The 25,639-nt window shown below is 70.0% G+C and carries 24 protein-coding genes; 11 read left to right on the top strand and 13 right to left on the bottom strand.

Annotated features, from left to right (window positions below):
* The first annotated feature begins 115 nt into the window (after positions 1-115).
* From OM076_RS41735 to OM076_RS41710, 6 genes are all read left to right on the top strand, one after another.
* On the top strand, positions 116-1,978 hold the full coding sequence (locus OM076_RS41735; RefSeq protein WP_270046139.1) for a methyl-accepting chemotaxis protein: 1,863 nt from the start codon (positions 116-118) through the stop codon (positions 1,976-1,978).
* A 110-nt stretch (positions 1,979-2,088) separates the two neighbouring features.
* A complete protein-coding gene (locus OM076_RS41730; protein ID WP_270046138.1) occupies positions 2,089-2,694 on the top strand; it encodes a superoxide dismutase in 606 nt (201 codons plus the stop codon).
* 48 nt (positions 2,695-2,742) lie between these two features.
* Positions 2,743-4,254, top strand: a complete 1,512-nt coding sequence (locus OM076_RS41725) for a hypothetical protein (RefSeq protein WP_270046137.1) — start codon at positions 2,743-2,745, stop codon at positions 4,252-4,254.
* Positions 4,251-5,762, top strand: a complete 1,512-nt coding sequence (locus tag OM076_RS41720; protein WP_270046136.1) for a glycoside hydrolase family protein — start codon at positions 4,251-4,253, stop codon at positions 5,760-5,762. The genes OM076_RS41725 and OM076_RS41720 overlap by 4 nt, the downstream gene beginning before the upstream one ends.
* Complete coding sequence (locus OM076_RS41715) at positions 5,759-6,517, top strand: class I SAM-dependent methyltransferase (protein WP_270046135.1); 759 nt, start codon at positions 5,759-5,761, stop codon at positions 6,515-6,517. The genes OM076_RS41720 and OM076_RS41715 overlap by 4 nt, the downstream gene beginning before the upstream one ends.
* Positions 6,514-7,710, top strand: coding sequence for a hypothetical protein (locus tag OM076_RS41710; RefSeq protein WP_270046134.1), 1,197 nt, complete (start codon positions 6,514-6,516; stop codon positions 7,708-7,710). The genes OM076_RS41715 and OM076_RS41710 overlap by 4 nt, the downstream gene beginning before the upstream one ends.
* Before the next feature lie 383 nt (positions 7,711-8,093).
* Here the strand turns inward: OM076_RS41710 and ispG are convergent, their stop codons facing one another.
* On the bottom strand, positions 8,094-9,335 hold the full coding sequence (gene ispG / locus OM076_RS41705) for a flavodoxin-dependent (E)-4-hydroxy-3-methylbut-2-enyl-diphosphate synthase (RefSeq protein ID WP_270046133.1): 1,242 nt from the start codon (positions 9,333-9,335) through the stop codon (positions 8,094-8,096).
* A gap of 100 nt (positions 9,336-9,435) precedes the next feature.
* Here ispG and OM076_RS41700 point away from each other — a divergent pair, with 100 nt between their 5' ends.
* Positions 9,436-10,872: a DHA2 family efflux MFS transporter permease subunit gene (locus OM076_RS41700; protein WP_270046132.1), complete on the top strand. Its 1,437-nt coding sequence runs from the start codon at positions 9,436-9,438 to the stop codon at positions 10,870-10,872.
* Complete coding sequence (locus OM076_RS41695; protein WP_270046131.1) at positions 10,869-11,303, top strand: MarR family winged helix-turn-helix transcriptional regulator; 435 nt, start codon at positions 10,869-10,871, stop codon at positions 11,301-11,303. Before OM076_RS41700 ends, OM076_RS41695 begins: the two co-directional genes overlap by 4 nt.
* A 133-nt stretch (positions 11,304-11,436) precedes the next feature.
* Here OM076_RS41695 and OM076_RS41690 read toward each other — a convergent pair whose 3' ends face one another.
* The 4 genes from OM076_RS41690 to dxr form a co-directional block, all read right to left on the bottom strand.
* On the bottom strand, positions 11,437-13,623 hold the full coding sequence (locus OM076_RS41690; protein WP_270046130.1) for a methyl-accepting chemotaxis protein: 2,187 nt from the start codon (positions 13,621-13,623) through the stop codon (positions 11,437-11,439).
* 103 nt (positions 13,624-13,726) lie between these two features.
* Positions 13,727-15,433 carry an AMP-dependent synthetase/ligase gene (locus OM076_RS41685; RefSeq protein WP_270046129.1) on the bottom strand — a complete coding sequence of 569 codons (1,707 nt, stop codon included), beginning with the start codon at positions 15,431-15,433 and terminating at the stop codon, positions 13,727-13,729.
* Between the two features lie 9 nt (positions 15,434-15,442).
* Positions 15,443-16,507, bottom strand: a complete 1,065-nt coding sequence (locus OM076_RS41680; RefSeq protein ID WP_270046128.1) for a M50 family metallopeptidase — start codon at positions 16,505-16,507, stop codon at positions 15,443-15,445.
* Positions 16,504-17,661 carry a 1-deoxy-D-xylulose-5-phosphate reductoisomerase gene (gene dxr / locus OM076_RS41675; protein WP_270046127.1) on the bottom strand — a complete coding sequence of 386 codons (1,158 nt, stop codon included), beginning with the start codon at positions 17,659-17,661 and terminating at the stop codon, positions 16,504-16,506. Before dxr ends, OM076_RS41680 begins: the two co-directional genes overlap by 4 nt.
* A 49-nt stretch (positions 17,662-17,710) precedes the next feature.
* Between dxr and OM076_RS41670 the strand changes: the two genes are divergently transcribed.
* Positions 17,711-18,487: an alpha/beta fold hydrolase gene (locus OM076_RS41670; protein WP_270046126.1), complete on the top strand. Its 777-nt coding sequence runs from the start codon at positions 17,711-17,713 to the stop codon at positions 18,485-18,487.
* 42 nt (positions 18,488-18,529) lie between these two features.
* Here the strand turns inward: OM076_RS41670 and OM076_RS41665 are convergent, their stop codons facing one another.
* Both OM076_RS41665 and OM076_RS41660 read right to left on the bottom strand, forming a co-directional pair.
* Entirely contained in the window at positions 18,530-18,940 is a 411-nt protein-coding gene (locus OM076_RS41665; protein WP_270046125.1) for an ester cyclase, read from the bottom strand.
* 52 nt (positions 18,941-18,992) lie between these two features.
* Positions 18,993-19,568, bottom strand: a complete 576-nt coding sequence (locus OM076_RS41660; protein ID WP_270046124.1) for a DJ-1/PfpI family protein — start codon at positions 19,566-19,568, stop codon at positions 18,993-18,995.
* A gap of 72 nt (positions 19,569-19,640) precedes the next feature.
* Between OM076_RS41660 and OM076_RS41655 the strand changes: the two genes are divergently transcribed.
* Together OM076_RS41655 and OM076_RS41650 are read left to right on the top strand one after the other, a co-directional pair.
* Positions 19,641-20,585 carry a GlxA family transcriptional regulator gene (locus OM076_RS41655; protein ID WP_270046123.1) on the top strand — a complete coding sequence of 315 codons (945 nt, stop codon included), beginning with the start codon at positions 19,641-19,643 and terminating at the stop codon, positions 20,583-20,585.
* A gap of 37 nt (positions 20,586-20,622) precedes the next feature.
* Positions 20,623-21,525 (top strand): cation diffusion facilitator family transporter, encoded by a 903-nt coding sequence (locus tag OM076_RS41650; RefSeq protein ID WP_270046122.1) that lies wholly within the window; start codon positions 20,623-20,625, stop codon positions 21,523-21,525.
* A 35-nt stretch (positions 21,526-21,560) separates the two neighbouring features.
* On the opposite strand, the gene OM076_RS41645 is transcribed toward OM076_RS41650, so the two are convergent.
* The 6 genes from OM076_RS41645 to tsf form a co-directional block, all read right to left on the bottom strand.
* On the bottom strand, positions 21,561-21,998 hold the full coding sequence (locus OM076_RS41645; protein WP_270046121.1) for a DUF6328 family protein: 438 nt from the start codon (positions 21,996-21,998) through the stop codon (positions 21,561-21,563).
* Complete coding sequence (locus OM076_RS41640) at positions 21,999-22,850, bottom strand: phosphatidate cytidylyltransferase (protein WP_270046120.1); 852 nt, start codon at positions 22,848-22,850, stop codon at positions 21,999-22,001. It lies immediately after the preceding gene.
* Positions 22,851-23,513: a polyprenyl diphosphate synthase gene (gene uppS / locus OM076_RS41635; protein ID WP_270046119.1), complete on the bottom strand. Its 663-nt coding sequence runs from the start codon at positions 23,511-23,513 to the stop codon at positions 22,851-22,853.
* On the bottom strand, positions 23,510-24,067 hold the full coding sequence (gene frr, locus OM076_RS41630) for a ribosome recycling factor (protein WP_270046118.1): 558 nt from the start codon (positions 24,065-24,067) through the stop codon (positions 23,510-23,512). The genes uppS and frr overlap by 4 nt, the downstream gene beginning before the upstream one ends.
* Entirely contained in the window at positions 24,064-24,783 is a 720-nt protein-coding gene (pyrH, locus tag OM076_RS41625) for a UMP kinase (RefSeq protein ID WP_270046117.1), read from the bottom strand. Before pyrH ends, frr begins: the two co-directional genes overlap by 4 nt.
* An 82-nt stretch (positions 24,784-24,865) precedes the next feature.
* Positions 24,866-25,474: an elongation factor Ts gene (tsf, locus tag OM076_RS41620; protein WP_270046116.1), complete on the bottom strand. Its 609-nt coding sequence runs from the start codon at positions 25,472-25,474 to the stop codon at positions 24,866-24,868.
* Between the last annotated feature and the right edge of the window lie 165 nt (positions 25,475-25,639).

Here is a 25,639-nt window from a genome sequence, read left to right as displayed (position 1 = left end):
AAACGGGGGAGGGTTGGACTTCAGTCGCAGTTCCGCCAACCGATAAGCGCAACTAGCGGCCCGTGGGAACCACGGGCCAGACCCCCTCCCACCCCCGTACCGACTGGACCGAAGAATGGCTCACGTCTCCTCTGGCCGGGCGCAGCGACGGATCACCATCAAGGCGAAGCTGCTCGGCAGCGCCGGTGTCCTGCTGGCCCTCATGCTCCTCATCGGCACGCTCGGCATCACCAGCGTGTCCTCGATCAAGGACAAGTCCGACACGGTGCTCGGCCAGGCGGTCACGCCGCTGGTCGACCTCGGTTTCGCGTCGTCGGCGCTCAACGACACGCGCCAGCAGCAGACCACCTACCGCAACGCCAAGACCCCGGCCGCGCGCGGTGAGATCGGCGCGAAGGTCAAGGCCAACGACGCCGAGGTCGCCAAGCGCCTGGCGGCGGTCCAGAAGTCGGTCTCCACACAGGCCGAGCGCGACGCGATGGCCAAGGTCGACCACGACCTGAGCGTCTACTACGGCATGCGCGACAAGCTCTTCAAGATGGTCGACACGGCGGCCGATCCGGCCACCGACACGGCGATCGCGGACTACAGCCGCAACATCGTGTCCCCCGCGATCACGGTCGCCCTGGCCGACTTCAACACGCTCTACACGGCCAAGCACACGCTGGCGAAGCACAAGCAGGCCGAGATCGCCGATGCGGCCGCGAGCAACCGCACCCGCTCGATCCTGCTGCTCGTCTTCGCGTTCATCGCCGGCCTCGGCCTGATGCTGTGGGTCTCCCGCGGCATCGAGCGCAGCGTCAAGCTCATCCTCGAGCGCCTCGCGAGCCTGCGCGATCACTGCGCGAACGAGCTCAACAAGGCCCTCAACGCGATGGCCCAGGGCGACCTGACCGTCGCCGTCGACGCCACCACCCCGGGCCTGCGGCGCACCAGCAACGACGAGATCGGCGACGTCGCCGAGGCCGTCGGCCAGATCCGTGACAGCACCGTCGCGTCGGTCGCCGCCTACAACGAGACCCGCGGCGCGCTCTCGCAGATGATCGGCGTGCTCTCCACGAGCGCGTCGGTGGTCGCCGGAAGCTCCGGCGAGATGGCGTCGACGTCCGACGAGGTTGGCCGCGCGATCGGCGAGATCGCCGGCGGCATCGGCGAAGTCGCCAAGGGCTCCGAGCGCCAGGTTCGCGCGATCGAGTCCGCCCGCGCGCAGACCAACGAGATGGCGATCGCCACCGACGAGTCCGCCACCAATGCCCGCGAGGCCGCAGAGGTCGCGCAGGAGACCAGCCGGCTCGCCGACGAGGGCGCGCAGGCGGTCGGCAAGGCCACCGGCGCGATGGAGTCCGTCCGCACGTCCTCGACGGAGGCCACCCAGGCCATCCGCGAGCTCGGCGCCAAGTCCGAGCAGATCTCGGGCATCGTGTCGACGATCACCGGCCTGGCCGAGCAGACCAACCTGCTGGCGCTCAACGCCGCCATCGAGGCCGCCCGCGCCGGCGAGCAGGGCAAGGGCTTCGCCGTCGTCGCCGAGGAGGTCCGCAAGCTGGCCGAGGAGTCGCAGACCGCGGCCGCCTCGATCGCCGACCTGATCGGGCAGATCCAGCACGAGACGCAGCGCGCGGTCGAGGTCGTCGAGAACGGCGCCCAGCGCACCAGCGAGGGCGCCGCGACCGTCGAGCAGGCGCGCGAGTCCTTCGTCCGCATCCGCGCGTCGGTCGCCGACATGAGCGACCGGGTCGAGCAGATCGCGAGCACGATCGGCCAGGTCGCCGACGCGTCCCAGCGCGTGCAGGACGACTTCGCCGAGGTCGCCGCCGTCGCCGAGCAGTCCTCCGCGTCTGCCGAGCAGGTCTCCGCCTCGACCGAGCAGACCAGCGCCTCGACGCAGCAGATCGCCGCTTCCGCGCAGGAACTGGCGGGCACCAGCGAGGAGCTGGCGCAGCTCGTGGCGCGCTTCAAGCTCGCCGGCGTGGCGTAGCTTCAACGGTCAGAGCGATGCCCCGCCGGCGGCCACGTCGGCGGGGCTCGCGCCTTCAGGGTGATAGAACGCTCGGGCGAGGGGTTCGAACACCGCAATTGGAGGCCCTAATGGCTTTTGAAGTCCCGCCGCTGCCGTACGACTACGCCGCGCTTGAGCCGCACATCGACGAGGCGACCATGAAGGTGCATCACGACAAGCACCATCAGGCGTACGTCGACAAGGCCAACGCCGCCCTCGCGGGCACCGAGTTCGAGAACTCCTCGATCGAGGAGATCCTCAAGAACCTCGACGCGCTGCCCGCCGACAAGCAGAAGGCGGTCCGCAACAACGGCGGCGGTCACTACAACCACAGCCTGTTCTGGGAATTCCTGTCGCCTGACGGCGGCGGCGAGCCCACGGGCGATCTGGCCGAGGCGATCAACGGCGCCTTCGGCTCCTTCGACGAGTTCAAGGCGAAGTTCAAGGACGCCGGCGTCAACCAGTTCGGCTCCGGCTGGGCGTGGCTCGTCCACGACGGCTCCGGCCTCGCGGTCACCTCGACGCCCAACCAGGACTCCCCGCTCTCGGCCGGCCAGACGCCGCTGCTGGGCGCCGACGTGTGGGAGCACGCGTACTACCTCAAGTACCAGAACAAGCGCCCGGACTACCTGGACGCGTTCTGGAACGTCGTGAACTGGGCGAAGGTCGCCGAACTGTACGCCGCGGCGGCTTAAACCGCCGTTCCGCAACTCCTGTCCGGTCGCGGCGTTGGAATGTCCTTGATGACTGAGACGTCCCGACGCCGCGCCCGGCGGGTCCTTGCCGCGGCCGCGATCTGCGCCGCCGCCCTGCCCGCCGCACCCGCCCTCGCCGCCCCGGATCAGCAGTCGCTGATCGAAGACGAGACGCTGATGCTCGATTCAGGGCCGGTGGCTCAGGCCCAGGCCCTCGACGAGGCGAAGGCGCTCGGCGCCGACGTGATCCGCGCGAACGTGATCTGGTCGCGCTTCGCGCCGTCCCCGACCTCTAAGAAGAAGCCCAAGGGCTTCGACGGCAAGAACCCGGCCGCCTATCCGGCCGGCTCGTTCACGATGCTCGACTCGTTCGTCGCGGGCGCGCAGGCGCGCGGCCTGGAGGTCCTGCTGACCGCGACCGGCCCGATCCCGGCCTGGGCGTCCAAGTGCAAGGGCTCGGTCGCGACGCTGAAGACCTGCAAGCCCGACCCCAAGCTCTTCGGCGCGTTCGTGCGTGCTCTGGGCACGCGGTATCCGACGGTCAAGAAGTGGTCGATCTGGAACGAGCCGAACCTGCGCTCGTGGCTCTCGCCGCAGTACGAGACCTCGGGCTCGCAGGCCGTTCAGAAGTCCGCCTACATGTACCGCCAGCTCGCCACGTCGGCGATCGCCGGCCTGCGCGGAACGGGCCACCGCGCCGACCAGATCTGGCTCGGCGAGACCGCGCCGCTGGGCGACGACCCGTCCGGCTGCAGCGCGCAGCGCTCGCTGCGGGTCCCGAAGAAGTGCGCGTCGAAGATCCTCAAGACCTCGCCGGAGACGTTCCTGCGCGGAGTGTTCTGCCTCAACACCAAGGGCAAGAAGCTGACCGGCGCCGAGGCCACCGACCAGCACTGCGGCGGCTACAAGAAGCTCAACGTGACGGGCTACGCGCATCACCCCTACACGCGCGGCGGCTCGCGCCCGCCGACCTCGGGCGTCAACGCGGGTGAGATCACGATCAACGTCGCGTCGCGCCTGACGAAGCTGCTCGACAACGCCGCGAAGGCCAAGCGGATCCCGGCCAAGCTGCCGATCGAGTACACCGAGCACGGCTGGCAGACCAAGCCGGACCTGATCTTCGGCGTCACCGACGCCCAGCAGGCCGAGTACATCAACCAGTCCGACTGGATCGCGTACAAGAATCCGCGCGTGCACACCGTCGCGCAGTACAAGATCGTCGATGACGCGAACATCGCCGCCGGGTTCCAGATGGGCCTGCGGCTGCTCAACGGCGCGCCCAAGCCCGCCTATGCGGCCTACAAGCTGCCGATCTGGGTCTCGGGCAAGGGCGCGAACGTGACGGTCTACGGCCAGCTGCGCCCGGCCGACAACGGCACCGCGCAGTCGGTCGACATCCAGGTCGCGGCGTCCGCGGGCGCGGCCTTCAAGACCGTGCAGACGGTGCCGGTCACCTCGGCCAACGGCATCTTCACCGTCAGCGTCCCGAACTCGGGCACGCTCTGGCGCTTGTCCTGGAACGGATTGACGTCTCGCCAAGCGGAGGTGTCGCCTAAGTGAGGCGCGCGCTCGTCCTTCTCGCGGTTCTCGGCGCGATGCTCGGCGTCGCCGCCGCTCCGGCGCGCGCCGCCGACTTCGAGCTCGGGATGGAGGACGAGGGGCTGCTCCTCAACAACCCGCAGCTCGCCGTGTTCGCGGTGAGCGACTGGAGTCACCTGGGCGTCGACGTCGTCCGGATCCATGCCCGCTGGTGGGAGATCGCGCCGCAGACCGACGCGGTGCGCAAGCCGTCGGGCTTCAACGCGAAGGACCCGGACTCGAAGGGCTACAACTGGGGGGCGCTGGACACGGCGGTCTCGATGGTCCGCGCAAACGGGATGCGGGCGATGCTCACGATCACGGGCCCCGGCCCCTTGTGGTCGTCGACCGAGCCGAGCAGGCACAACCCGCTCTGGATTCCGCGCGCGTCGGACTACGCGGACTTCGCCCGCGCGGTCGCCACCCGCTACGGCTCGCAGGTCGATCGCTACCTGGTCTGGAACGAGCCCAACCAGCAGGGCTGGCTGCAGCCGCAGTGGCAGTGCGACAGCCGCCGGCGCAACTGCACGCCGGTCTCCCCGCACGTCTACCGCTCGCTGGTGCGCGCCGCGACGCCGGTGATCCACGCCGCCGATCCCGGTTCGGAGGTCGTGATGGGTGAGCTCGCGCCGATCGGCGACCCGCCGATCAGCGCCAACACGCCCGTCAAGCCGCTGATCTTCATGCGCGAGATGGGCTGCGTCGACGCTCACTACAAGTCGGTCCACACGGGCCGTTGCAAGGGCTTCAAGGCACCGCAGGCGGACTCGTTCGGCTACCACCCGCACCCGCTGCTCAACGCGCCCGACAAGAAGAACCCGGATCCGGACGAGGCGCAGTTCGCCGACCTCTCGCGGCTGTTCAGCGTGCTCGACAAGCTGCGCGCGCGCAAGCGGCTGCGAGTCAGCGGGAACATCCACCTGACGGAGTTCGGCTACCAGACCAATCCGCCCGACAAGGCGGTCGGCATCAGCCTCGCCAAGCAGACGACCTACCTGCAGCAGGCGGCGTACGTCGCGTGGAAGTCCAAGCGGGTGCGCGGGTTGTCCTTCTATCAGTGGGACGACGAGCCGGTGATCAACCGCGGCGGCGGCACCAAGCGCTATTCCGGCTGGCAGACCGGCCTGCGCTTCAACAACGGCAAGCCCAAGCCGGTGCTCTCCACGTTCCCGGCGCCGTTCATCATCGAGCGTAAGGGCAAGGCGAAGTCGGTGCGGCTGTGGGGACAGGTGCGCCCGGACGCCGACCGGACGATCGTGGTCCAGATCAAGCCCAAGGGCGCGGCCGACTACACGGACGTCGCGCCCGTGACCACCGCGGCCGACGGCACCTGGGTCTACCGCCTGACGATCCAGACGGGCGCGTCCTATCGGTATCGCTGGACGCCGGCGCCTTCGCTGACGGAGCTGCAACCGGCCCCGCGGGCCTCCGGCAGCGTGGACCCGTCGAAGTCCGAGAAGACCGAGATGCGGGCGGGTTCGGCCCTGTGACGCGCGCGGCCGACGACCCCACGGCGTTCTACACCGCGGGATACTCGCTGGCCGATCACGAGGCGGGCATGCGGATGGGGCGCTGGCGTGCCCTGGGCGCGCGGACCAAGGCGGCCCACGCCCGCGCGCTGTGCTTGCGCTCCGGTCTCGTTCCGGAGCGGGTGGTGGAGATCGGCTGCGGTGACGGTTCGCTGCTGCTCGAGCTCGCGGGTGTGTGGGGCTCGGCGACGTTCGACGGCTTCGAGCTCTCGCCGCCGGCGATCGAGCTGGCGCGCGGTCGCGGCATCCCGCGCGCCGGCCGGCTCGAGGCCTACGACGGCGCGCGCATCCCGGCGGCCGACGGGGAGTACGACCTGGCGGTGCTCTCGCACGTGCTCGAGCACGTGCCCGATCCCGCGCCGCTGCTGGCCGAGGCCGCGCGGGTCGCGCGGCACGTGCTGGTCGAGGTGCCGCTGGAGGACAACCGGTCCGCGGCGCGGCCGGCCAAGCGGGCGGAGGCCGAGCGCATCGGCCACCTGCACGCGTTCAGCCGCGGCGACGTCCGCGCGCTCGTCACCGGTGCGGGTCTGCGGGTGGTCGGCGAGCTCAGCGACCCGCTCCCGCGTGAGCACCACGCCTTCTTCGCCGAAGGGTCCTTCGCGCGGGCGAAGGCCGCCGCGAAGTGGGCCGTGCGGGCGGCCGTCTGGAAGATCGCCCCGGAGGGGGGCGAGAAGTTCTTCACCGTGCACTACGCAGTACTGACGGAGCACCGATGAACCGCACCCGCATCCTCATCCTGGCCGTGTTCGCCGCGCTGCTCGTCGTCGCACCGGCTCAGGCCGCCTCGCCGGTCGCCCTTGGCGCGGGCAGCGCGCCGTGGCTGGTCGTCGACCCCGCGGGCACGGGGCACATGGTCTTCCGCAGCACGCCGGACGACGGCATCGTCTATTGCCGGTTGCCCCGTGGGAAGCGGGCGTGCGACGTCCGCACCGCGCTGCCGATCGGCAAGCACGCCGAGACCTACAAGCTGCTGCGCCGCGCCGACGGCGTGCTGATCGCGCTGCAGACCGACGACGACGAGGACGGCGCGCCGCTCAGCCGGCAGGGCGGGCGGCTGTGGGCGAGCTTCTCGAGCGACAACGGGGCGACGTTCTCGCCGCCGGCGATCCTCGCCTCGGGGATCGACGAGTCGTTCGCCGGGATCCTCTCGCCGGACGGTCAAGCGGTCCTGCTGCTGCAACTCCAGGGCAACCAGGCCCTGCTGCGCCGCGCGCCGTTCGCCGGGCCGGATCCGCGCGTGCTCGACATCGACGACACGGGCCAAACGCCCTCCGCGGCGAAGCTGGCGACCTTCCCCGACGGCCGCATGCTCCTGATCCACTCGTCGCTGGAGGACACGACCGGCTGGCGCGTCTTCAACGGCGGCGACCCGCTGGACGTCAACGCGTGGCCCACGCACGGCGTGCTCGACGGCGTCCGTGGCGCCCAGCTCGTCACCGGCCCGCGGGGCGTGTTCCTGCTGCACCGCAACGGCAGCAACGGCCAGAAGCTCCTGGACCTCCCGCCTGCCTCGATCCGCTCGTTCGACACCAAGCGGCTGCGCTGGCGCGCGGCGCGGGGCGCGCTGGCCGACGAGCAGATCTTCGCGCAGTCAGACCTCTCCGAGGACGCGAACGGGCGCCTGCACATCGTCGCGTCCAACGCCGACTACGGCGGGCTCGGCTGCGTCATGTACGCCCGAACCTCGACGAAGTCCTCGTCCTGGTTCGGCCGCACCACGATCCTCTACTTCACCCGCTCGAAGTCACGCATGCCCTCGGGCGCCGCGGCGGTCGCCGCCGCGGACGGCCGCGGCTTCGCGACGTGGACCGACGCGTCGGGCCGCGCCTGGGCGATCCCGCTCAAGCAGGCCAAGGGCAAGTACCACCCGATCCGCAAGGGCCCGAACCGGCCGACCTGCGGGCGCTAGCGTCCTTACGGGCCACGGAGACAGAAAGCGCGTTCTCACGCACGCCGGTCACCCCGCGGGAGCGGGTTGCGAGGGGGTGATGTACAAACGGGTCCTGTGAGGACTCATTTGTACATCACCCCCACCAACGCGCCAGCTCGAACAGTGCGACCCTGATCGAAAACGGCGACCTGACCGCCAAACGCGCACGGTCGACCACGGCGACCGGGAGAAGGCGTGCGAGGGACACACTTTCCTTCTCCGTAGCCCGTAACTTTCGGTGCCCCGGCACGACAATTCGAGCCAACAGAGCCGAGCCGAGCGGCGGACCCACGGAAGCCCGGGACGGGGGCTCGCCACTCCCCCTCCCCCACCCGGAGCAGTTGACGTTCGTCCCCAGAGGGTCAGGCGCGGGTGAAGCGGCGACCCGCGACCGGTGACAAAGCCTCGTCGATCGCGTCGGCGTCAGCCTTGGCCTTCTCGGCCTCGAGCATCGCCAACCGCTCGGGCGTCATCGCCGTCGCGTCCTCTTCCTCGGCGAGCCACGCCGCGGCCTCGGCGGCGGCGGTGGCATCGCGCTCCACCGTCCTGCCGGCGGCGTAGTACTTGTCGATCTCGATGAAGAGCTCGTCGACGAGCTGCTCGGTGGCGACCTTCTTGATCGGCTCGCCCTTGGAGTAGATCATCCCCATGTCCTTGGCGCCCGTGATGCCGAAGTCGGCGTGGCGGGCCTCGCCGATGCCGTTGACGGCGCAACCCAGGACCGAGACCTCGATCGGATCGTCGTAGGCCTCCAGGCGGCGCTCGACCTCGGCGACGACCGAGTCCATGTCGAACTGCAGGCGCCCGCACGTGGGGCAGGCGATCAGGACCGGGCCGCGCTCGCGCAACTTGAGCGCCTTGAGGATCTCCCAGGCGACCTTGACCTCTTCCTCGGCGTGGAACGTCGAGAGGGAGATGCGGATCGTGTCGCCGATGCCGTCGGCCAGCAGCGTGCCGAGCCCGACGGCGGACTTCAGCGAGCCCGACCACTTCGTCCCGGCCTCGGTGATCCCGAGGTGCAGCGGGTACGGGATCCGCTCGCTCAGCAGCCGGTTGGCGGCGATCGTGTTCGGCACGTTGGTCGACTTGATCGAGACCTTGAAGTCGGTGAAGTCCAGGCGCTCCATCAGCTCGACGAACTCGACGCCGGCGGTCACCAGGGCCTCGACGGGGTTCTCGAACTCGAGCTCGGCGAGGTGCTTGGGCAGCGAGCCGGAGTTGACGCCGATGCGCATCGGCGTGCCGGCGGCGCGGGCGCGGGCGGCGACCTCGGCGACCTTGTCGGGCCCGCCGATGTTGCCCGGGTTCAGGCGGATGCAGTGGGCGCCCGCGTCGATCGCCTTCAGCGCCAGCGTGTGGTTGAAGTGGATGTCGGCGATCACCGGGATCGGGGACTCGACGACGATCGTCTTGAGCGCCTCGATGTCCTTCTCGCGCGGGACGGCCACGCGCACGATGTCCGCGCCCGCCTCGGCCACGCGACGGATCTGGTCCATCGTCGCCTGCAGATTGGCGGTCTCGGTCTTGGTCATGGTCTGCACCACGACCGGGGCGCCGCCGCCGATCTGCACGCCTCCGACGTTCACTGAGCGCTGCGAAGCCATTGGACAGCCAGTCTAGAGGTGGGGCAGGCGCTCAAGTGTAAATGTCTTGACGCCGAAACATTCGATGCTAAACTTTTGGTATCGAAAGGATGCAGACACAATGACTCCCCGACTCTGGCGCATAGCGATCGTGGTGATCCTGGGCGCGATCATGTCCGTGCTCGACACGACGATCGTCAACGTCGCCCTCGACACCCTCTCAAAGGACCTCAACACCCCGCTGGACGGCATCCAATGGGTGATCACGGGCTACATGCTCGCGCTCGCGGCCGTGATCCCGGTCACCGGCTGGGCCGCCGCCCGCTTCGGCGCCCGCCGCCTCTATGTCGTCTCGCTCATCCTCTTCACCGCGGGCTCGGCGCTCTGTGGATTCGCCTGGTCGGCCCAGTCGCTGATCGCCGCGCGCGTGCTCCAGGGCCTGGGCGGCGGCATGCTGCTGCCGATCGGCCAGATGATCCTCGTCCGCGCCGCCGGCCCGAAGAACATGGCCCGCGTGATGAGCGCGATCGGCGTCCCGATCATCCTCGCCCCCGTCTTCGGCCCCACGCTCGGCGGCCTGCTGCTCGACAACGCCGGCTGGCAGTGGATCTTCTTCGTCAACCTCCCCATCGGCATCGCGGCCGTGATCGCCGCCATGCGGCTCCTCCCGCGCGATGTCGCCGACCCGGTCAAGGCCGGCAAGCTCGACGCCACCGGCCTCGCGCTCGTCGCCACCGGCCTCGTCGGCATCACCTACGGCCTCGCCGAGTCCGGCACCGCCGGCAGCCTGCTCGCCGACCAGGTCATGGTCCCGTTCCTCCTCGGCATCGGTCTCGTCGCGACCTTCGTCGTCCGCGCGCTGCGAATCGACAATCCGCTCCTGGACGTGCGTCTTTACGCCAACAAGGCCTTTGCCGCAGCCTCGGTGACGATGACCGCGCTCGGCGCCGCGCTGTTCGGCGCGATGGTCCTGATGCCGCTGTACTTCCAGCTCGTCCGCGGTGAGGACGCCGTCCACACCGGCCTGCTGCTCGCTCCGCAGGGCATCGGCGCCGCCATGGCGATGGCGCTCTCGGGCCGCGTGACCGAGCGCTTCGGCGGTGGCCTGACCTCGCTGATCGGCGGCACGATCACGATCGTCGCCACGATCCCGTTCGTCCTGATCGAGGCCAACACGAGCTTCGTGGTGATCTCGGCCGCGATGATCGTCCGCGGGTTCGGCATCGGCATGTCGATGATGCCGTCGATGACCGCCGCCTACTCCGTCCTGCGCCCCGACCAGATCAATGACGCCACGCCGCAGCTGAACGTCCTGCAGCGGGTCGGCGGCTCGATCGGCACCGCGATCCTCACCGTCGTCCTGCAGAGCGGCATCAGCGGCCTGGCCACCCCGTCGGCGGCGGGCGTCGCGGACGCGTTCGGCACCACCTACTACTGGGTGCTCGGCATCAGCCTCGTCGCCCTCCTCCCCACGATCGTCCTGACCACGATCGAGCGCCGCGCCAAGGCCTCGACCGAGCCGCTCCCGGCAGAGGTCGCGCTGGAGGCGGTCGCATGACCGTCGCCGAGCTGGACGCCCTGCGCGCCGCGTTCGGCGAGCTGATGGGCGCGGAGCGCCGCCTCCGCGGCCGCGATCCGCGCCACGCCCAGATCCGCACGCTCGTGCTGATCGCCAAGGACGAGGAGATCACCGCCGGCACGCTGGCCAAGCGCGCGGAGCTGAGCCCCGGGGCGATGACCGCGCTGCTGGACCAGCTCGAGGAGAACGGCACGATCAGCCGCCGCCGCTCCGAGACCGACCGCCGCCAGGTGATCGTCACGCTCACCGAGGCCGGGCGCGAGACCGTCGCCGCCAAGCGGAAGCTGTGGGAGCGCCACTGGCACGAGGGCCTCGCCGGCCACAGCGAGGACGAGCTGCTCGCCGCCGCCCAGGTCATGCGCACGATCGCCGTCGTTCTGGACGGCGTCGGCAAGGACGAGGTGACGTGACCCCGCGCGAGTGGGGGTATCCCGAACGACGAATGGGGAGCTTCCCCCGTAGAGAAGCCCCCCAGCAAGTCCGACTATGTAGATCTCCGGCCGGCCGCGGCGTAATTGCGCGGCCGGCCGTTGACCCGTCCTGCTAGAGGCGGAAGGTCGCCACGACGCGCTCGAGCTCGGCGGCGCCGGCCGCGAGGTCCTGCGCGGAAGCCGCGATCTCCTGCGTCGACGCGCTGGTCTGCTGCGTCGAGGCCGAGACCTGCTCGCTGGAGGCGCTGGCCGACTCGGCCACCGTCGCCACACCGACGACGTCCTGCGCCATCTGGTCGGCGTCGTCGGACAGCTGGCCGATCGCGTCGGCGATGTCGGCCGCGCGCCCGGAGACGTCCTCGACCGCGCTGCCGATGGCCTCGAAGGCCGAACGCGCGCGCTCGACGGTGACGGTGCCACCCTCGGTGCGGGCGGCGGTGTCGGCGACCATGTCGACGACCTCGCCGGTCTCACGCTGGATCTCGGAGATGAGCCCGGCGATCTGGCCCGCCGCGGTCTGCGACTCCTCGGCCAGCTTGCGGACCTCCTCGGCGACGACCGCGAAGCCGCGGCCCTGCTCGCCGGCGCGGGCGGCCTCGATGGCCGCGTTCAGCGCCAGGAGGTTCGTCTGCTCGGCGATGCCCGTGATCGTGTCGACGATGCCCCCGATGCGCTCGGACTTGCCGGCCAGCGACTCGATCGCGCCGGTCACGCCCGCGGCGGACTCGGCCAGGCCGCGCATGGCGGCGGACGCCTCGTCGGCGGCGACGAGACCCTCGGTCGCCATGCCCTTGGCCTGCTCGGCCGTCTGCGCGGCCTCGTGGGCGCGGTCGGCGCTGTGGCGAGCCGTCTCGGCGGCGCGGACGGCGGCCTCGCGGACGATCTCGACCTTCTGGACCTGGATGTTGGTGCCCTCGGCGACCTCGCCGATCGCCGTGGCGATCTCCTGGATCGCGCGGCCGGCCTCGTCGGAGGTGCCGGCCATCTGGCGCGACGCCTCGGTGACGCCGCCGGCGGTCGTGGAGACCTGACCCACGATCGTGCGCAGGTCGACGACGAGCCGCTGGAACGCGGTGCCGAGCAGGTCCTTGTCCGAGCGCGGGACGACCTGGACCGTGAGGTCGCCGTCGGCGACGCTCTCGGCGGCGGTGGCCTTCTCGCGCAGGTAGTCGATCGTGCGGCCGAACGAGTGGGCCAGGCGGCCGACCTCGTCGTTGGAGTGGACGTCGACGCTGACGCTGACGTCACCGTCGGCCAGGCGCTCCGCGGCCTCGGTGACGACGCGGATCGGCTTCGTCAGCAGGTTGGCGACGAAGACGATCGCGAGCGTGACGAGGATGAGCATGATCAGGCCGATGACCAGCAGCGACGTGCGCAGGCCCTTGACCGGGGCGAGCACCTCGGAGACCGGCACGGAGGTCAGGAAGCTCCAACCGGACGTGTCGACGCCCGACCACGTGATGACGGAGTCCTTGCCCGTCCACGGGTCCTTGGTCTCGACCTGGCCGCTGTGACCGGCGGCGACCGACTCGGCGATCTTCGCGAGCTCCGGGTTGTCCTTGGACTTCGCGAGGGAGCTGAGGCTCACCTTGCCGTTGTTCTTCTTGTCCGGGCTGGCGAGCACCATGCCCTTCTTGGACACCGCGAAGGCGTAGCCGGTGTCGAACAGCTTGACCTTGGAGATCCGCGCGGCCTCGACGGCGAGCGTGTTGGCGACGCCGGCGTAGCCGACGACCTGGCCGTTGCGCACGATCTGCGACTGGTAGGACAGGAACATCGTGCCCTGGTAGGCGGAGGGCTCGAGCACGCCGTTGACCGGCGCCTTCGTGTACGGGATGGCGTCCTTGGTGCCCGTCTCGCTCGTGGCCGCGACGATCTTGCCCGTCTTGTCCATGCTGATGCTCGGCTCGAAGCCGCCGTTCTTGGCCGTGCCCGGCTGGCCGGCGCTCTTGGCGTCCGCGCCGTCGAACCCGTTCGCGAGGATGCCCGAGTAGAGGTACATCGCGTGCGAGACGTTCTTCTGGAGCAGGTCCGAAAGCCCGGCGACCGCGTCGGCTCGGCTGTTCGCCGTCGATAGGATCGCGGCCGCCGATTGAGCGGTCGAGAGTGAAGCGCCAACCGTCTGGTCGACCTTGACCGCCTGGACCTCCGTGCTCTGCGTGAGCTCCGCGTACGCGGACTTCTTCTGTTGCGACGTGGCGCGCGAGATCGCGAACACCGTCATCAAGACGATGGCTGCTGCTACCGGCGTCAGGATCAGCGCGAGCATCTTCCCGCGCAGCGACCCGAATCGGGGCATGTGACTCTCTTCCGTGAAAAGGGGGGTGATCGGTTGATCACATGCATCGGGCGATCAGCGCATTGCTTTAGGCCCCTTGTCACCCAAAAATGGGAACCGGAAATCAGTACATCGACGCAATCAGGGCGGCGTACTTCGCCTCGACCGGGCGTCGTTTCAGCTTCATCGTTGGCGTCAGCTCGTCTCCGCCCGGCAGCCAATCGCCCTCGATGAGGGTAAAGCGCTTAATCGTTTCTGGGCGGGAGAGTGTCTTGTTGGCGACATTTACGCCGTCCTGCACGGCGGCGATGACCGCCTCATTGCGCGCCAGTGCAGCCAGATCGCCGTCGAGCCCCTGGCGCTGCGCCCACGCCACGGCGACGTCCGGGTCCAGGACGAGCAGGGCCGTGTTGTACCGGCGCCCGTCCCCGATCACGCACGCCTGACCAATCAGCGGCGAGGCACCCTTGAGCGTCGCCTCGATGTTGGCGGGGGACATGTTCTTGCCCGCCGCGCTGATGATCAGCTCCTTCTTGCGGTCGATCAGCGTGACGTAGCCGTCCTCGTCGATCGTGGCCACATCGCCGGTGTGCAGCCAGCCGTCGGCGTCGAGCGCCTCCGCCGTGCGCTCGGGGAGGTTTCGATAACCGACCATCACAACCCGTGAGCGGGCGAGCAGCTCGCCGTCGGGAGCGAGCTTGAGCTCCACACCCGGGCTCGGCAGCCCGACGGTGCCGATCTTGATCCGCTCGCCGGGGTTGGAGGCGCCCGCCCCGCAGGTCTCGCTCATCCCCCAGATCTCGGCCAGCGGGATGCCGATGGCGTGGAAGAAGACGAGGACCTCGCGCGGGGTGGGCGCGGCGCCGACATTGACCAGGCGGGCCTCGTCGAGGCCGATCGCCGCCCGCAAAGGGGCGAACAGCTTGGGCTCGGCGACGTCGAGGATCTGTTGCAGCTCCGGCGGGATCGGCTCGCCGCGCTGCTCGAGCTCCACGCGCCGCGCGCCGGCAGCGAGGAGCTGCTGCGCCTGCTCGTCCCCGCCGAGCTTGGCCTCGACCCCCGCCTTGAGCTTCTCCCACACGCGTGGCACCGCGAAGAACCACGTCGGCTTGACCGCCGGCAGGTAGGTGCCGATCTGCCGCGGGTCGTGGCACGTGGTGATCGTCATCGCGTAGACGATCGGGAGGTAGTGATGCGCGGTGCGCTCGGCGACGTGGGCGCTGGGAAGCCAGCTGATCACCCGCGAGTCGTCCGGGAAGCCGACCCGCTGCTCGACCGCGTCGACGGCCGCCATCTGGTTGCGGTGGGCGATCTGCACGCCCTTGGGCGGGCCGGTCGTGCCGCTGGTGTAGATCAGCGTCAGGATGTCGTCGGGCTCGACCGCTCGCCAGTGCGGTTCGGCGTCGAAGCCGGGGTCGGTCGGCCAGTCGTCCGGCGTGAAGACGTGCTCCACGAGGCCGGCCACGAGCTCCAGGAAGGCGTCCTCGACGATGGCGACCTTGGCCGCGGCGTCCTCGATCACGTAGCGAACCTGGTCGGGCGCGGAGGTGAGGTAGATCGAGAACGGGGTCGCCCCGAGCGTCATCGCCGCCAGGTCGGCGATCATGAACTCCGGGCGGTTGGAGATCATCAGCGCGACGGTGTCGCCGCGGCGCACGCCGAGGCGGTGCAGGCCGCCGGCGAGGGCGTCGACCTGCTCGCGCAGCTGCGCCCACGTGTAGACGGTCTCGTCGTGCAGCGTCCGGACGGCGATCCGGTCCGGGTGATCCTCGACCGTGAGGCGGAAGGCCTCCGCGATCGTCGCGGCGCCGATGGAGCGTCTCTCCCCCATAGGGGGAAGCTACCGGAGTCTGAAGCCCCCGTTGGCCAGTCGGTCGAGGTCGTTCGTGAAGCCCACGAGGAAGAGCGCGATGACGAGCGCGAAGCCGATGAACCCGGCCCGCTCCATGATGCTGAACGGGATCGCGCGGCCGCGCACCTTCTCCGCCAGCGCCCAGAAGATGTGCCCGCCGTCGAGCGGCAGGAACGGGAACAGGTTGATCACGCCCAGGCTCAGGCTGATGAACGCGAGGATCACGAGCGCGGTGCTGGCGGAGATCGAGAACGCCTGGCGGGTCTGCTCGTAGCCGCCGACGACGCTCCCCAGCTCCTTGCGCTTCTCGGGCACGAAGATCTGCGCGATGTGGCTGACGGTCGAGCTCGTGACCGTCCACATCTCCTCGACCGCGAGGTGGCTGGCGCGCAGCGGGCCGGCCGACCGCGAGCTGGCGTCCGGGTCGTAGGCGAAGCCGAACCGGTAGCGCTTGTTGACCTTGTCGTAGAACGTCTTGCCGGACACCGTCTGCTCGGTCCCATTGCGGCGCACGGTCATGCTCACCGGCGTGCCCTTGTGGGCGCCGACGGCCTTCTGCACCTGGTCGAGCTGCGCGGTGTAGTTCCCGGTCAGCGGCTTGCCGTCGACGGCGAGCACGACGTCGCCCTGCTTGAGCGTGGACGCCGCGGGGGAGCCGGCGTCGATCTTGCCGACCACGGGCGGCGGCTCGACCGTGCCCTGGGACATGAAGACGCCGGCCAGGATCACGAACGCCAGCACGATGTTCACGAAGGGGCCGGCGGCGATCACCACGATCCGCTTCCACACCGGCTGGCGGTAGTAGGCGCGATGGGCGTGCTCCGGCGGGATCTCCTCCGCCGGGTTCATGCCCGTGATCTTCACGTAGCCGCCCAGCGGGATCGCGCCGATGCCGTACTCGGTCTCGCCGCGCCTGATCTTGTAGACCAGCGGCGGGAAGAACAGGGCGAAGCGCTCGACGCGCATGCCGACGGCCTTGGCGGCGAAGAAGTGCCCCGCCTCGTGCAGGATCACGAGGCTGGCGAAGCCGAGGAAGGCGAGAATCCAGCTCATGCGTGCACCTCGGTTTCGACCAGCTCGGCGGCGACCCGTCGCGCTTCGGAGTCGGTGACGTAGAGCGTCTCGAAGCTGTGGACGCGGCGGGTGCCGAGCTGCTCGAGCACGCCGTCGATCACCCGCGGGATGCCGGTGAAGGTCAGGCGGCCCGTCAGGAAGGCGTGGACGGCGATCTCGTTGGCGGCGTTGAGCGCGCACGGCGCGGTGCCGCCGGCGACCGCGGCCTCGCGGGCCAGGCGCAGGCACGGGAACGCGTCGAGGTCCGGTTCCTCGAACTCGAGCTTGCCCAGCTTGACCAGGTCGAGGTTCTCGATCGGCAGATCCGCGCGGTCCGGGTGATGCAGCGCATAGCCGATCGCGACGCGCATGTCCGGGTATCCGAGATGCGCCTTGGTCGAGCCGTCGCAGAGCTGGACGAGGGCGTGGATGATCGACTGCGGGTGCACGACCACGTCGATGCGGTCATACGGCGTGCCGAAGAGGTGGTGGGCCTCCATGACCTCCAGGCCCTTGTTCATCAGCGTCGCGGAGTCGATCGTGATCTTGCCGCCCATGCTCCACGTCGGGTGGTTGAGCGCCTGCTCGACGGTCACGGCGTTGAGATCCGCGAGCTTGCGGCCGCGGAACGGCCCGCCGGACGCGGTGATGATCAGCTTCTCGACCACGCCGGGCGGCTCGCCCGTGAGCAGGTGGTGGATGGCGGTGTGCTCGGAGTCGATCGGGATCAGCCGGGCGCCGGTGGCCTCCGCCAGCGCGGTGACCAGCTCGCCGCCGACGACCAGCGACTCCTTGTTGGCCAGCGCGACGTCGATGCCCTCGGTGAGGGCGACGATCGTCGGGCCCAGGCCGGCGGAGCCGACGATGGCGTTGAGCACGAGGTCGGCCTGGGACTCGGCGACGAGCGAGATCAGCCCGTCGGGGCCGCGCAGCACGTCACCCGCCGTCCATGCCTCCGCGGCGAGCGCGGCGGCGTCGGGATCGCTGACGGCGATCCGGCTCACGCCGTGGCGCTCGGCCTGCGCGATCAGCTGTTCGTGGCCGCGGCCGGCGGACAGGCCGACGACCTCGAAGAGTTCCGGCGAGCGTTCGATGACGTCCAACGCCTGGGTGCCGATGGACCCGGTCGAGCCCAGGATGAGTACCCGCTTCACGGGTGTTCATTGTGGCAGCGGGCGTATTTGGGCTGGATAAGGTTCGCGGATGGAGCTGAACGTCACGGCCGGTGACGGCCCGCCGGTGCTGTTTCTCCACGGCGCGCTCGTCGACCGCACGCTGTGGGATCCGGTGATCGCCCTGCTGCCGGATCGCCGCTGTATCGCGCCGACCTTGCCGCTGGGCTCGCACCGCGCGCCGGTCGCGGATCGATCGACGTTGACGCCGATCGGGGTCGCCGACCAGATCGCGGACCTGATCGCCGAGCAGGGGCTGACCGATCTCACCGTCGTCGCTTCGGACACGGGGGGCGCGCTGCTGCAGCTGCTGCTCGCGCGGCGCCCGGAGGGGATCGCGCGGGTGATCTTCACGCCCTGCGACGCGCTCGAGGTCTTCCCGCCCGCGCTCTTCAAGCCACTGTTTCTCGCCGGGCGCTCGCCGCTCGCGCTCGCCGCGTTCCTGTCCCCGCTGCGCATCCCGGGCGCGTGGCGGCTGCCGATCGGCTTCGGCTGGCTGACCAAGCGCGCGACCAACGAGCTGGTGAGCGGGTGGGCCGCACCGGCGCTGGGGAACTTCGAGATCGTCCGCGACGGCGCCCACTTCCTGCGGCACGTCGAACCCGGCCTGCTCCTGGACGCCGCGCCGAAGCTGCGCGACTTCGAGGGCGAGGCGATCTTCTGCTGGCCCTCGGGCGACCGGGCCTTCAAGGTCGAGCTGGGCCGCCGCCTGGCGGCCCAGTTCCGCGACGCGCGCTTCATCGAGATCGAGGACTCCTACTCGTTCGTGTCGATCGACCGCCCGGACGCGCTCGCCCCTCTCATCTGAAACCTAAACCCCACCTAAGGGGTCTGGCCCCTTAGGTTTCCTTTAGGCGGGAGCGGGGACCGCGCCGAGCTGGATCAGCAGGCCGAGCATGTCGGCCTGCGACCAGCGCTCGATCACGCGATCGCCGTCGAAGCGCAGGATCGTGATGCCGTTGAGCTCGATCTCGGTTCCGGTGGGCGGCACGCCCATGAACTCGCCCACGTGCGTGCCGCCCATCGTGAAGCGAATCGTGGCGGTGTCGCCCTGCCAGAGGACCTCGTGGAACTCCAGTGGCGGGGAGCCGAAGGCGGCGAAGATCGCCTCGTAGAAACCGCGGACGGCGACCTTGTCCATCGGTTCAGGCGCGTATCCGTGCAGGCGGATGCGGTCGTCGTACAGGCGGAGATACCCGTCCAGATCGCCGGCGTTCCAGCTTGCTTGCGCGGCGTCGAGTGCTTCCTGCGGCGTGGCCATGGCGTGTTCCCTCCCGGGATCGGTGCCGGCGCCTCCGCCCCATCCTTTCGCATCAGGCCGCGGCGCGGATCACATCCCACTCGATTTCCCTCGCGCCGGCCTTGGCGGCCTCGGACCCGAGCTCGCGCTCGATCAGGTACAGGGCGAGGTCGATGCCGGAGGTCACGCCCGCGGCGGTGATGACGTCGCCGTCGTCGACGACCCGCTCGCCCTCGCGGACCTCGACGCCGAAGCTCCGGAGGTCCTCGATCGCCGTGTGGTGGGTGATCGCGGGGCGGCCGCGGAGGATGCCCGCCTCGGCGAGCAGCATCGCGCCGGTGCAGACGCTGCCGATCCGGCGCCCGCGGGCGTGGCGCTCGGCCAGCGCCGTCGTGATCCGGCCGTCGCGCGCCTCGGCGTGGGCGCCCGCGCCGCTGCGGTCGTTCCAACCGCCGCCGGGGACGAGCACCAAATCGGGGTCACCAAGGATGCCGTCGGGCACGATCCGCGCGCCGTGGGCGGAGGTGACGCGCTCCAGCGGTTGGATCGTCACGAAGCGGGTGGACAGGCCGGCCTCGCTGAGCACCTCGAACGGGCCGAAGGCGTCCAGGTCGTCGAACCCGTCGAACAGCAGGATCTCGATCGTCATGCCGACCATGGTCCTGCCGAATCGGGGAGGCGACGAGTGGCAGAAACGCCGATGTCCGTTACGATCCAGCCAATGCCGCCGACGCATCGCATCGCCGTGCTCGCCCTCGATGCGGTCGTCCCGCTGGATCTCGCGATCCCCGCCCAGGTGTTCGGGAACTACGCCGAGGTGCCGTACACCGTCACGGTGTGCGGGGCGGCCGCGGGGCCGCTGCGGACCAGCGCGGGCTTCGACGTGGTGACCCAGGCGGGGCCGGAAGGACTGGCCGCCGCGGACACGGTGCTCGTCCCCGGCTTCACGCCGCACCTGCGCGTCCCGGACGCCCCCGTGCTCGACGCGCTGCGCGCCGCCCAGGCGCGCGGGGCGCGGATGGTCTCGATCTGCACCGGCGCGTTCGCCCTGGCCGCCGCGGGCATCCTCGACGGCCGCCGCGCGACCACCCACTGGCGCGACGCGGCCGACCTCGCCGCCCGCCACCCGCGGATCGACGTCGAGCCCGGCGTGCTCTACATCGACGACGGCGACGTGCTCACCAGCGCGGGCGTCGCTGCCGGCCTCGACCTGTGCCTGCACATCCTGCGCCGCGACCACGGCGCCGCGCTGGCCAATGCGATCGCGCGCCGGATCGTCGTCCCGCCGCACCGCGAGGGCGGCCAGGCGCAGTACGTCGACCGGCCGGTCCCCGACCACGCGGGCGGCTCGCTGGCCGACACGCGCGCCTGGGCGCTCACCCGCCTCCACGAGCCCTTGACGGTGCGCACGCTGGCCGCGCACGCCCACGTCTCCGAGCGCACCTTCGCCCGCCGCTTCAGCGCCGAGACCGGCGTCCCGGTCCTGCGCTGGCTGCTCGCCCAGCGCGTCGACGCCGCGCGAGCGGCCCTGGAGTCCACCGACGCCGGCATCGACGAGATCGCCCACCGCTGCGGCTTCGGCACGGCGGCTAACCTGCGCAAACACTTCCGCCGGGCGGTCTCCACGACCCCGACGGCGTACCGCCGCGCCTTCGCGGCAACCTAAACCCCACCTAAGGGGTCTGGCCCCTTATCTCGCGTTTATGAATCACACACGGCTCTTCCGGCTGCTGTGGCTGTCGATCGCGGCCGCTGTGGCGACGATCTCGCTCAAGACGGTCGCGTGGCTGCTGACGGGCTCGGTCGGCCTGTTGTCGGACGCCGCGGAGTCGGTCGTGAACCTCGTCGCGGCGGTCGTGGCCATGCTCGCGTTGCGGGTCGCGCTCAAGCCGGCCGACGAGGAGCACGCGTATGGGCACGCCAAGGCGGAGTACTTCGCGGCGGGCGTGGAGGGAGCGCTGATCGTCGTGGCCGCGCTCACTATTGCCGCGACCGCCGTCACCCGCCTCTTCGACCCACAGCCGATCGACTCGGTGGGGATCGGCGTTGCGGTCTCGACCGTCGCCTCGCTGATCAACCTCGGCGTCGGCTACCTGCTGCTGACCACCGGCCGGCGCGAGCGGTCGATCGTGCTGGAGGCCGACGGAAAGCACCTGATGACCGACGTCTGGACGTCGGCCGGGGTGATCGCGGGCGTGATCGCCGTCGCGATCACGGGCTGGGACGTCCTGGACCCGCTGATCGCCCTCGCCGTGGCCGCCAACATCGTCGTCACCGGCTCAGGCCTTGTCCGCCGCTCGGCCGGAGGCCTGATGGACCGCGGGCTCGACGCGCCCGACCTCGCGGCGATCCACGAGGCCCTCGCGCCGTTCGAGCACGACGGCGTGCGCTTCCACGCCCTGCGCACGCGCCAGGCGGGCTCGCGCGCCTTCGTCTCGCTCCACGTCCTCGTCCCCGGCGCCTGGACCGTCCAAGAGGGCCACGACGTCGTCGAGGACGTCGAGGCCGCGCTGCGCACCAGCCTCCCCCAGGCCACCGTGTTCACCCACCTCGAGCCCGCCGAGGACCCCCGCTCGTTCGCCGACACCACCCTCGACCGAACCTAAAGTCCACCTAAGGGGCCAGACCCCTTAGGTGGGGTTTAGGTTCGGCGGAGGAGCGGGCGAACGAACCAGAAGCCCCCGAGCACGAGGGCGATCGCCAGCGGGGCGGCCCAGGTGATCCAGTGGTCGTAGAGGAAGTCGGTGATCAGCGCGATCGCCAGGACGATCGCGATGCCGAGGAACGCGAGGCCGGCGATCAGGTACGTGTTGGCCGACTCGATGACGAACGAGCGGTCTGACTGGTGGAAGCGCAGGCGGTGCGTGGCGCTCGGGGCGATCAGGCAGATCGCGGAGACCGCGGTGGCCAGCAGCGTCAGGTAGTAGAGCGTGCGCTGGGTCGAGGTGACGTGCTGGAAGCCCTGCGCGAACGGGACCGTCAGCAGGAAGGCGAAGAGGATCTGCACGCCCGGGAGGGCGACGCGGAGCTCGTTCAACAGCTCCAGCATCTGCCGGTCGCGCTTGTCTTCCTCGTTCATCTATGCCACGGCAAGCCAGACGTAGTAGCCGGCGACGAGAGCGAACAGCGCGGCGTCCACACGGTCCAGCGCGCCGCCGTGGGCCCCAAAGAGGGTGCCCGTGTCCTTCGTACCCATATCGCGCTTGATCAGCGACTCGAAGAGATCGCCGATCGGGGCGGCGATCACGACCGCCAGGCCGAGCAGCAGGCCGTCGGTGCCCGAGATCCAGTGCTCGTCGGCGTAGGTCTGGGCGGTGTACCAGACGACCGCGGTGCCGAGCACCACGCCGCACGCCAGCCCCTCCCACGTCTTGTTCGGGGAGATCACCGGCGACATCTTGTGGCGCCCGAACAGCCGCCCGCCGAAGTAGGCGAACGTGTCGCCGAAGAACGTGCCGAGCAGCACCATCAGCACGAGCGAGCCGCCGTGGTCGAGGCCGCGCAGCAGCGCCGCGTGGGCGACGCCGAGCCCGATCCAGAAGAGCATCAGCACGGTCACCGAGATCGATGCGGTGATCCGTTCGCGCTGTGGCATGGCGACGCCGAGGAAGAACGTCAGCGGCAGCGTGGCCATAAAGACCATCAGCACCGTCTGCTCGTCCCCGATCGTGCCGGCCGCGGTCAGGCCCACGACGCCGATCATCGCTGCCAGCCGCACGGGACGCGCCCGCACGAACATCACCGACAGCTCGTGCACGCAGATGACCGCGAGCGCCCCGATCCCGGCCGCGAACACCCACCCGCCCTGCCAGATGATCACCCCGGCGAAGACGATCGCCGGGATCGCGACGATGATCCGCGGGATCAGATCCGATCCGCCCGACTTGTGGGGCGCGGGAGCGGACTCGCGGCGCCGCCGGGCGGAACCCACCTAGCGCCCCCCGAAGCGGCGCACACGCGCTTCGTAGCTGGCCAGCGCGTCCTCGAAGTCGGCGCGCGAGAAGTCGGGCCAGAGCACGTCGGTGAAGTGCAACTCCGAATACGCCGCCTGCCACAGCAGGTAGTTCGAGATCCGCTGCTCCCCACTGGTGCGGATCAGCAGGTCGGGATCGTGCATCTCCGGTGCGTAGAGCAGCGCGCGAAACGCCTCCTCGCCCCCGCCGGTGTACTTGGCCGCCGCGTCGAGGATCTCCGAGCGCCCGCCGTAGTTGAAGGCGACGTACAGCGTGATCCGGGTGTTCTCGGCGGTCTTGGCCTCCGCCCACTCCATCTGGGAGATCAGCTCGGGCAGCACGCCCTCACGCCGCCCGACGAAGCGCATCTTGACGCCCTGGTCGTGCAGCTCGGGCGTCTCGTCGATGATGCGGGCGCTGAAGAGCGCCATCAACGCGTCGACCTCGTCCTGCGGGCGCGACCAGTTCTCGGTCGAGAACGAATAGATCGTCAGCTCGCGCACGCCGAGGTCGACAGCATCGCGCAGACGGGCCTTGACCGTGTCGGCGCCCGCCTTATGGCCTTCAGCGACCGGGACGCCGTGCTGGAGGGCCCACCGCCCGTTGCCATCCATGATGATGGCGACGTAGGTGGCGCTCACACCTCGAGGATCTCAGCTTCCTTGCCCTTCAGGAGAGCGTCGAGCTCCTTCACCTTGTCGTCGGTGAGCTTTTGGAGGGCCTCTTCGGCACGGTGCTCGTCGTCGGCGCCGGCCTCGCCGGCATCCCGCAGCTCCTTCAAGTCATGCATGACGTCGCGCCGGATGTTGCGCAAGGCCACCTTCCCGTCCTCGGTCATGGCGCGCACGACCTTGACGAGCTGCTTGCGCCGCTCCTCGTTGAGCTCGGGGATCACCAGGCGGACCAGGACGCCGTCGTTGCTCGGCGTCAGGCCGAGGTCGGACTCCATGATCGCCTTCTCGATCGCCTTGATCGAGCTCTTGTCGTAGGGCTGCACGGTCAGCATCCGCGCCTCGGGCGCGTTGATCGTCGCGAGCTGTTTCAGCGGCGTGACGGCGCCGTAGTAGTCGACGCTGATGCGGTCCAGCAGCGAGGGATTCGCTCGGCCGGTCCGCACGGACTGGTACTTCTGGCGCGTCGCCTCGACGGATTTCGCCATGTGCTCGCGCGCGTCTTGGAGCAGATCGTCGATCATGTCGTCACCAACGTTCCCACACGGTCGCCGGAGATTATCCGGTTGATGTTGGAGTCGTCAGCCATGTTGAAGACGTGGATGGGCAGGTGGTTGTCCATGCACAGGGCGAGGGCGTTTGAGTCCATCACCTTGAGATCGCGCTGCAGCGCTTCGCGCGCGGTGATCTCGGGGATGAACTCGGCGGCCGGATCCTTGTTCGGGTCGGCCGTGTAGATCCCTTCGACCCCGTTCTTGGCCATCAGCAGCACCTCCGCGTTCATCTCGATCGCGCGCAGCGCGGCCGCGGTGTCGGAGGTGAAGAACGGGTTGCCGGTACCGGCGGCGAAGATGACGATGCGGTCCTTCTCGAGGTGGCGCATCGCGCGCCGGCGGATGTAGGGCTCCGCGACCTCGGAGATCGTGATCGCCGACTGCACCCGGGTGTGCACGCCACGCTTCTCCAGGGCGTCCTGGAGCGTCAGCGCGTTGAGGACGATCGCCAGCATGCCCATGTAGTCGCCGGTGGCGCGATCCATGCCCTCCGCCGCGGCCGACAGGCCGCGGTAGATGTTGCCGGCACCGAGCACGACCGCGATCTGGACCCCGCGATCGTGCACCGCCTTGAGCTGATCGGCGATCGACCCGACGGTCGCCGGGTCCGTGCCGTAGTCGAGCGGGCCCATGAGGGCCTCGCCCGACAACTTGATCAGAACCCGTTTGAAGACGGGATCAGTCACCGGACCGATTCACCGTGGGCCGGGAGAGTCGAGCCCGCAGGGCGAGACTCTCCCAACGACCGAGCCCGAAGGGCGAGTGTCGTCACGCGCCTACCGCGAAGCGGCTGAAGCGCCGGATCACGACGTTCTCGCCGGTCGTGCCGGAGAGGGTCGCGCGCAGCTCCTCGATCGTCTTGCCCTCGTACTTGTCCGCGTTGACGTGGACCTGGTTGAGCAGGACGACGTCCTTCATCCACGCCTTGAGCTTGCCCTCGGCGATCTTCGGGCGGATGTTCTCCGGCTTGTCGGCGGCCTGCTGCTCGAAGACGCGCAGCTCGGCGTCCTTGGCGTCCTGCGGGATCTCGTCCTCGGAGACGTAGAGCGTCGAGGGCGAGGCGGCGATGTGCAGCGCGATCTCGCGGGCGAACGAGATGAAGTCCTCGTTGCGGGCGACGAAGTCGGTGTTGCAGTCGACCTCGACCAGCACGCCGACCTTGCCGTTGGAGTGGATGTAGGACGCGACGGTGCCCTCGGTGGCCTCGCGGCCGCCGACCTTGAGCGCCTTGTCGCCCAGACGGACGCGCAGCAGCTCGACGGCCTTGTCGACGTCACCGTCGGTCTCGGTCAGAGCGTTCTTGCACTCCATCATGCCGGCGCCCGTGAGCTTGCGCAGCTCGCCGACCTGCTTGGCGGAGATGGTGGGAGCGGTCACTTCGTTCTCAGTCCTTTTTCTCGTCGTCGGTGGCGGTGGCGGCAGGCGCGGCGGGCTCCTCGGCGACCTCGGCGGCAGCCGGAGCGGCCTCGGTGGCGGCAGGCGCGGCCTCGGCGGCGGCAGGCGCGGCCTCGGCGGCGGCGGGCTCCTCGGCGGGGGCGGCGG

This window comes from Solirubrobacter ginsenosidimutans (genome assembly GCF_027587205.1).
The sequence above is the reverse complement of the archived record's forward strand: the minus strand, read 5'-3'. Positions and strand labels throughout refer to the sequence as shown.

What these genes read in the sequence shown, in the direction of transcription:
- OM076_RS41650 (WP_270046122.1), top strand. Translation starts at nt 20,623, where the DNA reads ATGAATCACACACGGCTCTTCCGGCTGCTGTGGCTGTCGATCGCGGCC.
- OM076_RS41690 (WP_270046130.1), bottom strand. Translation starts at nt 13,623, where the DNA reads ATGCCCCGATTCGGGTCGCTGCGCGGGAAGATGCTCGCGCTGATCCTG.
- frr (WP_270046118.1), bottom strand. Translation starts at nt 24,067, where the DNA reads ATGATCGACGATCTGCTCCAAGACGCGCGCGAGCACATGGCGAAATCC.
- OM076_RS41660 (WP_270046124.1), bottom strand. Translation starts at nt 19,568, where the DNA reads ATGACGATCGAGATCCTGCTGTTCGACGGGTTCGACGACCTGGACGCC.
- OM076_RS41710 (WP_270046134.1), top strand. Translation starts at nt 6,514, where the DNA reads ATGAACCGCACCCGCATCCTCATCCTGGCCGTGTTCGCCGCGCTGCTC.
- OM076_RS41735 (WP_270046139.1), top strand. Translation starts at nt 116, where the DNA reads ATGGCTCACGTCTCCTCTGGCCGGGCGCAGCGACGGATCACCATCAAG.
- OM076_RS41730 (WP_270046138.1), top strand. Translation starts at nt 2,089, where the DNA reads ATGGCTTTTGAAGTCCCGCCGCTGCCGTACGACTACGCCGCGCTTGAG.
- OM076_RS41700 (WP_270046132.1), top strand. Translation starts at nt 9,436, where the DNA reads ATGACTCCCCGACTCTGGCGCATAGCGATCGTGGTGATCCTGGGCGCG.
- OM076_RS41680 (WP_270046128.1), bottom strand. Translation starts at nt 16,507, where the DNA reads ATGAGCTGGATTCTCGCCTTCCTCGGCTTCGCCAGCCTCGTGATCCTG.
- ispG (WP_270046133.1), bottom strand. Translation starts at nt 9,335, where the DNA reads ATGGCTTCGCAGCGCTCAGTGAACGTCGGAGGCGTGCAGATCGGCGGC.
- OM076_RS41665 (WP_270046125.1), bottom strand. Translation starts at nt 18,940, where the DNA reads ATGGCCACGCCGCAGGAAGCACTCGACGCCGCGCAAGCAAGCTGGAAC.
- OM076_RS41695 (WP_270046131.1), top strand. Translation starts at nt 10,869, where the DNA reads ATGACCGTCGCCGAGCTGGACGCCCTGCGCGCCGCGTTCGGCGAGCTG.
- OM076_RS41685 (WP_270046129.1), bottom strand. Translation starts at nt 15,433, where the DNA reads ATGGGGGAGAGACGCTCCATCGGCGCCGCGACGATCGCGGAGGCCTTC.
- OM076_RS41725 (WP_270046137.1), top strand. Translation starts at nt 2,743, where the DNA reads ATGACTGAGACGTCCCGACGCCGCGCCCGGCGGGTCCTTGCCGCGGCC.
- OM076_RS41655 (WP_270046123.1), top strand. Translation starts at nt 19,641, where the DNA reads ATGCCGCCGACGCATCGCATCGCCGTGCTCGCCCTCGATGCGGTCGTC.
- OM076_RS41670 (WP_270046126.1), top strand. Translation starts at nt 17,711, where the DNA reads ATGGAGCTGAACGTCACGGCCGGTGACGGCCCGCCGGTGCTGTTTCTC.
- OM076_RS41645 (WP_270046121.1), bottom strand. Translation starts at nt 21,998, where the DNA reads ATGAACGAGGAAGACAAGCGCGACCGGCAGATGCTGGAGCTGTTGAAC.